Raw genomic sequence first — 7,474 nt, forward strand, 5'->3', positions numbered from 1 at the left:
CTTCGATCCCCCTTCCTTCGATGAGGAGAAACCATGCACACTCCACCTCACGGCCGCCGCGCCGTCGTCCGCCGATCTCACCGCCTCGTCCCCGCCGCCGCGGGGCGGACGTCGTCCCCGCGCCTGCAGGGACTGCGCGATGCGCGCGAGGACGGGTTCGAAGAAGGGGATCGGAAGATCATCGGCGACCGGATGCGCCCCGAAGAGGGCGATGACCGCCTCACGGTGCGGTGAGACGTACAGGCGCTGTCCGGAGCGGCCGCGGGCGACGAGCGCGCCCTCCCCGTCGAGCGGCAGCCACCAGGCCTGGGAGTAGGCGAGGACCGGGCGGCCGTCGGGGCGCCGGTCCCCCGTTCCCAGCACATCGCCCGCAGGCCCGTCCGGCACGCGGAAGAGACCGGCGACGAGGGAGGCGGGCAGCACCTGCGCACCTGCCGCCTGCCCTTCGCAGCGAAGCGTCTCACCGATCCGCGCAAGGTCCGAAAGCGTGCAGGAGAACCGGCCCGACACCAGTTCGCGGCCGGTCGTGTCGAGGGAGAACTGCGCGTCCTCCACGGCACCGATCCGCGAGTGGAGCAGGGCGGAGAGCAGCTCCGCGACGGGCTGTCCGGTCACCCTCCGCACCACCTCGCCCAGCGCCTCGGTGTTGCCGTTCTCATACCGGAAACGGACGCCGCCGGGCCCGTCCGTCCGGGTGGTCGCCAGCCGGTCCAGGAGAGTCCGCGGCCCGCTGTACCCCGCCGGCGGCTCCACCATCCCCACGGCCGCGAAGAACGCGCGCGCCTCCGTCTCCTTGTGGAACGGCCGGTCGCCGTAGCGCACCTGGGTGAGCATGTGCAGGCAGTGATCCACCAGCGCCTCGCCCAGGCCCGTGCCGGCGAGTTCGGGCACGTAGCGGCACACGGGCCGGTGCAGGTCGATCTCACCAGCGCGGACGAGCCTGATGAACAGCAGCGCGAAGACGGACTTCGAGATCGAGGCGGTCACGTGCAGATCGCGCGGACGGAGGCCGTGCCGGAACTCCTGGTGGACCGCGCGCCCCCGATGCAGGACGAGGAGTGCCGTGGAGTCCGCGCTGTCTAAGAATGCGGACAGCGGAACATCCTTCCCGTGCGGCCCGGGGACCGGGAGGCTCCCGAGTGCCGGGTCCGCGCCCGGGTCCGGCAGGGCAGCCGGAGGACCGTCGCCCCTGCGCACACGCCGCGTGCGCATGCGCTGCTCGTCGTCGATCATGTGCGCGCGGATGACGGCGGGATCCCGGAACCTCGCGGCGGGATCGCTCTGCGGCGCCTGGGCAGTGGTCATGACAGTGCGAATCCCTTCGCTCCGGGGATCGAGTCCAGCAGCGTCCGCGTGTACTCCTCAGCCGGAGCCGCGAACACGCTGTCCACCGAGCCGGTCTCGACGATCCGCCCGTGGCGCATGACGACGATGTCGTCGCAGACCTCCTGCGCGACCGCCAGGTTGTGGGTGATGAAGAGCATCGAGTGATCGGCGCCCTTCTCCCGGAGCTCCGCAAGCAGCCGGACCACCCCTGCCTGCACGGAGACGTCCAGGGCCGAGGTGATCTCGTCCGCGACGATGAGCTCGGGTCCGATCGCCAGGGCACGCGCGATCGCGATCCGCTGCCGCTGGCCGCCGGAGAACTCATGCGGATAGCGGCCGGCGAGCTCCGGATCGAGCTGCACCTCGGCGAGCACCCGCGCGATCTGCGCGGCATGCGACCGCACACTCCCTCGCCTGGGGTCGAAGGCCTCGGCGAGGGTCTGCCCCACCGTGCGCCGCGGGTTGAGGGAGGAGTAGGGGTCCTGCGGGACGTACTGGACCCTGCGGTACAGCGCATGCCGCTGGGCTCGCCGCGGCCGTGCGACGTCCTCGCCCACGACCTCGAGCTGCCCGCTGTCGATCCGCAGCATGCCGACGAGGGCCTTGGCCAGCGTCGACTTGCCGGAGCCCGACTCGCCCACGAGGCCCACCACCCGTCCGCGCTCCACCTCGAGGTCGATGTCCCTGAGCACGTGGTGGGAGCCGAAGCTCACGTTGAGCGCCCGGGTGCGGACCACCAGCGGAGCCGGATCCTTCCTGCCTGCGTGCATCATTCCTCCTCCGCGCCGGCGAGGATCCGCCCGCGTTCGGTGTCGATCTCCGGCACGGCGTCCAGCAGCGCCCGGGTGTAGGGATGGGAGACCTCGCCCCGGTCCAGCTGAGCGGCGGGGAGCTCCTCGACGACCTCCCCGCCGCGCATGACCACGACGCGGTCGCAGAGCTCCCGCACCACTCCCAGATCGTGCGAGATGAAGAGGATCGCGGTCCCCAGCCGCTCGCGCAGGGCCCGGAAGGCACGCAGCACCCCCACCTGCACGGTGACGTCGAGGGCTGTCGTCGGCTCGTCCGCGATGAGCAGGGAGGGACGGGTCACGACGGCGGCCGCGATCATCGCCCGCTGCCGCATCCCGCCGGACAGCTGATGCGGGTACTGCCGCATGCGCAGCTCCGGCTGCGTGATGCCCACCGCCTCGAGCGCCTCGATCACGGCGGCCCGTGCCTCCTTCCGGGGCACTCCCATGTGGGTGCGCAGGACCTCGGTGAGCTGCGGACCCATCGTGCGGGAGGGGGCGAAGGTGGTCCCGGGGTCCTGGTAGATGAGGGCGATCTGCCGTGCGAGCTCCGCGGCGGCAGGGCTGCCCAGCATATTCATCTCGCCCACGCGCAGCTCCTCGGCGCTCTGTCCGAGCTCGTCGGCGAGCAGACCGGCGACGGAGAGCGCCGTGAGCGACTTCCCGGATCCCGATTCGCCCACGATGCCGACGATCTCCCCGGGCTCGACGTGGAGATCCACGCCCCGGACGAGCGCGTCCCCGCCCTCGGGGGCGCTCACCCGCAGATCGCGCACCCGGACGAGCGCGGTGTCCCCCGGAGCGGGGACGGCCACGGCACTCGCGGCCCGGGGCCGGGGCGCCCAGCGGCGCGAGGCGCGCGGGTTCGCATGCGCGGCGAGCCCGTCCCCGATCAGCATCGCCGCGACCGAGGCGAGGACGATCATGACCGCAGGCCCCAGGGCCTCGGCCGGCTGGGTGTAGAGCGCCTCGAGACTGTCGTTGAGGAGGGACCCGAGGTCGTACTGCGGCTGCTGCACGCCGAGCCCCACGAAGGACAGCGCGGAGATCTCGACGAGGACCGTGGCGAAGATCGTCGTGGAGAGCACGAGCAGCGGCTCCGCCATCGAGGGGATCATGTGCCGGGTGGCGAGGTGCCACGAGCCCACCCCGAGGAACCGGCTCGAGAGGAAGTACTCGGCGCGGGCCGTGCGGCCGGCGAGATTGGCCGTGACCCTGGCGAAGCCGGGGATGCCCGCGATCCCGAGGGCGATGACGGCGGTGGTCGCCCCCGGCAGCAGGATCGCCGCGATGACGAGAGCGGTGATGAGGGTGGGGTAGGCGACCGCGGTCTCCAGCAGGCGCAGACACCATTCCCGCACTGCGCGCGGGGAGAGCCAGATCGCGACGCCCGCGGCGAGGCCGCCCAGCACGGAGATCGCCGTGGCGCACACGGTCATGACCAGAGTGAGACGGGTGGCGACCAGGACGCGGGCGAGGTTGTCCTGGCCGAAGTCGTTGGTGCCCAGCGGGTGCGCCCCGCCGGGCGGCTGCGCGACGTCGTCGGTGAACTGGTGCGCCTGCTGTGAGACGAGGAGCGGTGCGAACACGGCGACGAGCACGAGCGCCGCCATCACGACGACTCCGGCGGTGAAGGCCGGCTTCCAGAGTGTGCGTCTGCGTGCGGTCATCAGGCGGCCTCTCCGTCGAGGGTGCGGGGATCGACGAGCGCGAGGACGATGTCGACCACGAGGATGAGCAGGGTCGCGAGCACGCCCAGCAGGAGGATGATCCCCCGGATCACGGGGTAGTCCCGCTGGGTGATCGCCTGGACGATCCCGGTGCCGAGCCCGGGCCAGCTGAAGACCGTCTCCACGACCACTGCGCCGCCGAGCATCCCCGCGAGGATCAGACCGGAGAGGGTCAGCGTCGTGGTGAGGAGGCTGGGAAGCACGTAGCGGGACGTGATGTGCCACGTGCTCAGGCGCCATCCGCGCGCCGTGCGAACGTAGTCCTCCTCGAAGATCGACGCCGCCTCACGGCGCACGATGCGGGCGAGCGCGCAGGCCGGACCGATCATCACCGCGGCCGTGGGCAGGAGGAGCGAGGACAGGGTGGCGGCTCCGGACGCCGGCAGCCAGCCGAGGTGGATCGCGAAGACGTACACGAGCAGCGTCGCGAGCACGTAGTTGGGGACCGCGAAGACGAAGCTGGTCAGGGCGTTGAACACGTGGTCGACCCCCGGGCGGCGGCCGCCCCGGGTGAGCAGCGCCGCGCCGGTGCCCAGCGGCACGCTGATGAGCAGGGTGAGGCAGATGGCGATGAGGGCGATCTCCGCGGTGAACGGCAGCCGTGCGAACACCACCGAGGCGACGGGAGTGCCCGTGGCGAAGGAGGTGCCCAGGTCGAAGGTGAGCACTCCGCGGAGGTACTGCGCGAACTGCACGAGCAGCGGGGCGTCGAGGCCGAGGGACTCGCGCGTCCGCTCGATCTGCTCCGCCGTGGCGCCCTCCCCCGCGGCGACGACGGCGGGGTCGCCGGGCAGGAGCGGGACGATGAGGAACGTGATGAGCAGCAGGAGCGCGAACGACAGCAGCACTCCCCCGCCCCTGCGCAGCGCGAACCGCGCCCACGGGTGAGCAGCCGGCCGGGACCGCTCCGCCCCCGGCGGACGGGTGCCGACCGATGCACCCGATGAGATGGCCAGCGCCATGAGCAACACCTCCTTGTGTCAGTGCGACGAGACATGCCGGTCGCGGCGCAGGAGGCCGGTTCGTCAGCATGTGTGTCAAGGAACATAATGTTGCTTTTCAGACAGCCTGTCAATATTTTGAAGCCGCGTGGCCTAGGCACGCAGAAGGCGCCCCCTCACGCGGAGGGGGCGCCAGATCGACCGGGAGGCACGGGTGAGGCGGGACAGAGCCGCACGCAGCGCCTGCGGCCACGGACGCCGCGGCTCGCCCCTTCTGCGGACGCGTCGCCGCCCGCAGAGGGAGGCGAGCCGTTCAGGGACCCGGGCTCGCCGGCTCCGCACTCAGCGGCTGCCCGAGCTCACCCTTCGGCACCTCGGGCACGGCGTCGAATCCGCTCGCCCACATGCGGCCGTGGATCGAGAGGTCCGTGAGGATCCGCGCCACCTCCGCCGCGCTCATGGGAGGCACCTCGGGCTCCAGCCACCACTGGAGGACCGTCACCTGCTCCCCCACCCAGGCACGGGTGAGGATCTCCGGGTCCAGCCGGAACTGCGCCCCGGTGAGCTCCGCGCGCTTCTCGAAGATCGCCCGTGAGGACGCCGTGCGCTCGTCGACGAACCTCCGCAGGGCGATCCCGTTGCCCTCGCCCCGCAGGATCACCCGGTAGGCGTCCCGCTCCTCAGCCGCATGCTCGAAGAGGATGCGCACGGCATCGCCGGAGAAGTACGACCGCTCCCGGAGGCGGAGATCCGCCAGCCTCTCCCGCAGCCCCTCCTGCAGATCCAGGACGATCTGAGTGAGCAGGGCCTGCTTGTCCTTGAAGTAGGCGTAGAACGTCGCCCGGGAGATGTCCGCCTCCTCCGTGATGTCCTCGATCGTCACGGATTCGTATCCGCGCTCAAGGACGAGCGAGACGATCGCCTCCTTGAGCGCCCTCTTCGTCCTTCGCGTCCTGCGATTCTCCGCCATGGAATCTCCCCTCCGTCCCGTCAGCCCCACCTGCCGGCACCGGCAGGGGCCCTGCGCACCTGAATGCATCATCCCCTCTGGACGGCGGCGACCAAAGTTGTACACTGTGTCTGATTTTAGTCACACCGTCGTGAGGAGAAGACCCCATGCTCAACCTCGGGTACTACATCGCCCGCGCAGCGCAGCACTGGCCGGACCGCGAGGCGCTCGTCGCCGGGGACCTCCGGCTCACGTTCGCCCAGCTGGACGCCCGCAGCACGGCTCTCGCCGGAGCACTCGCGGGCCTCGGCGCCGGACGGGGCACGCCGGTGGCCACCTATGCCGGGAACACGGGCGAACTCGTGGAGATCGAGGCGGCGCTGTACAGGCTCTCCGCCCTGCGGGTGCCGATCAACGCCCGTCTGGGAATCGAGGAGACGGCCCACATCCTCGGGGACGCGGGTGTCCGCGTGCTCTTCACGGACGAGGAGCACCGGGAGGCCGCGGCTGAGGCCATCACCCGCAGCGGCGCGCACACGCGCCTCGTGGTGCTCGGGGAGGACGGTCCGGAGGGCTATCGGAGCTTCCTCGCCTCAGGCGAGGGCACGCCCGCCGAGGCCGTCATGATCGACGCGGAGGAGTCCGATCCCTGCGTGCTCAACTTCACCTCGGGCTCCACCGGGAAGCTCAAGGCGGCGATCCAGACGGTGGGCAACCGCCTCGCGAACATGCGCAAGCGCCTCATGAGCCCCGGGGACGCCGCTGCCGAACCCCGCTACCTCGTCGCCGGCCCCATCACCCACGCCTCCGGCATGGGGATCCTCGCCGCACTCTCCCGCGGCACCACCATCGTCGTCCTGCCCCGCTGGGACCCTGCCGGATTCTTCCGGCTGGTGCGCGAGGAGAGGGTGACCTCGACCTTCGTCGTCCCGACGATGCTCCACTCCCTCCTGGACCACGGGGTCGACCGCGGCGACGTGGCGACGCTGGAGAGCCTCACCGTCGGCGGAGCCCCGGTCAGCCCGCAGCGTCTGCGGGAGGCGGTGGCGGCCTTCGGGCCGATCATCGCCCAGGGCTACGGCCAGGCCGAGACCACCAGCGGAGTGACCACCCTCAGCCGGGAGGACATCGTCCGCGGCATCGAGGAGGATCCGGAGATCCTGCTGTCCTGCGGGCGGGCGGTCTTCGACTCCGAGGTCGCGGTCCTCGACGACGCCGGCCGGCGGGTGCCCGCCGGCGAGCTGGGCGAGCTCGCCGTACGCGGGCCGGACTGCGTGCACGAGTACTGGGGCGCACCGGAGCTCACCGCGGAGACGTTCGTGAACGGCTGGGTGCGCACCGGCGACATCGCATACATCCGGCACGACGGCTACGTCTTCATCGTCGACCGGAAGAAGGACATGATCATCTCCGGCGGCTTCAACATCTACTCGACCGAGGTGGAGGCCGCGCTGTACGAGCATCCCGATGTGCACGAGGTCTGCGTGGTCGGCTCCCCGGACGCGCAGTGGGGCGAGGCCGTCACCGCGGTGGTGGTGCCGAAGGCCGGCGCCGCACCCACCCCTGAGTCCCTCATCGAGTTCTGCGGCACGCGCCTCGACCGCTTCAAGAAGCCGCGGCGCGTGGACTTCGTCTCCACGCTCCCGGTCAACCGCAACGGCAAGATCGACCGCAGGCAGGTCCGCGCAGGCTACTGGGCCGGCGCGGAGAGAGCCGTCTGAGCACGTCCGCCCACCC

At 71.3% G+C, this 7,474-nt stretch carries 6 protein-coding genes; 1 reads left to right on the forward strand and 5 read right to left on the reverse strand.

Annotated elements, in window-relative coordinates; genetic code table 11:
• The 5 genes from Q0A33_RS16505 to Q0A33_RS16525 form a co-directional block, all read right to left on the reverse strand.
• Nucleotides 1-1,305 (reverse strand): serine hydrolase (locus tag Q0A33_RS16505; protein ID WP_291799483.1); only part of this gene is annotated, 1,305 nt, incomplete at its 3' end.
• Nucleotides 1,302-2,096: an ABC transporter ATP-binding protein gene (locus tag Q0A33_RS16510; protein ID WP_291799485.1), complete on the reverse strand. Its 795-nt coding sequence runs from the start codon at nucleotides 2,094-2,096 to the stop codon at nucleotides 1,302-1,304. The genes Q0A33_RS16510 and Q0A33_RS16505, both read right to left, overlap by 4 nt.
• Nucleotides 2,096-3,787 (reverse strand): dipeptide/oligopeptide/nickel ABC transporter permease/ATP-binding protein, encoded by a 1,692-nt coding sequence (locus Q0A33_RS16515; RefSeq protein WP_291799488.1) that lies wholly within the window; start codon nucleotides 3,785-3,787, stop codon nucleotides 2,096-2,098. The genes Q0A33_RS16510 and Q0A33_RS16515 overlap by 1 nt, the downstream gene beginning before the upstream one ends.
• A complete protein-coding gene (locus tag Q0A33_RS16520; protein WP_291799491.1) occupies nucleotides 3,787-4,809 on the reverse strand; it encodes an ABC transporter permease in 1,023 nt (340 codons plus the stop codon). Before Q0A33_RS16520 ends, Q0A33_RS16515 begins: the two co-directional genes overlap by 1 nt.
• A gap of 292 nt (nucleotides 4,810-5,101) precedes the next feature.
• Nucleotides 5,102-5,758 (reverse strand): TetR/AcrR family transcriptional regulator, encoded by a 657-nt coding sequence (locus tag Q0A33_RS16525; protein WP_291799494.1) that lies wholly within the window; start codon nucleotides 5,756-5,758, stop codon nucleotides 5,102-5,104.
• A gap of 146 nt (nucleotides 5,759-5,904) precedes the next feature.
• Here Q0A33_RS16525 and Q0A33_RS16530 point away from each other — a divergent pair, with 146 nt between their 5' ends.
• Nucleotides 5,905-7,458 carry an AMP-binding protein gene (locus Q0A33_RS16530; protein ID WP_291799496.1) on the forward strand — a complete coding sequence of 518 codons (1,554 nt, stop codon included), beginning with the start codon at nucleotides 5,905-5,907 and terminating at the stop codon, nucleotides 7,456-7,458.
• Nucleotides 7,459-7,474 lie beyond the last annotated feature (16 nt).

Origin of the sequence: Brevibacterium sp., assembly GCF_022712115.1 — a bacterium.
GTDB classification, from domain to species: domain Bacteria; phylum Actinomycetota; class Actinomycetes; order Actinomycetales; family Brevibacteriaceae; genus Brevibacterium; species Brevibacterium salitolerans.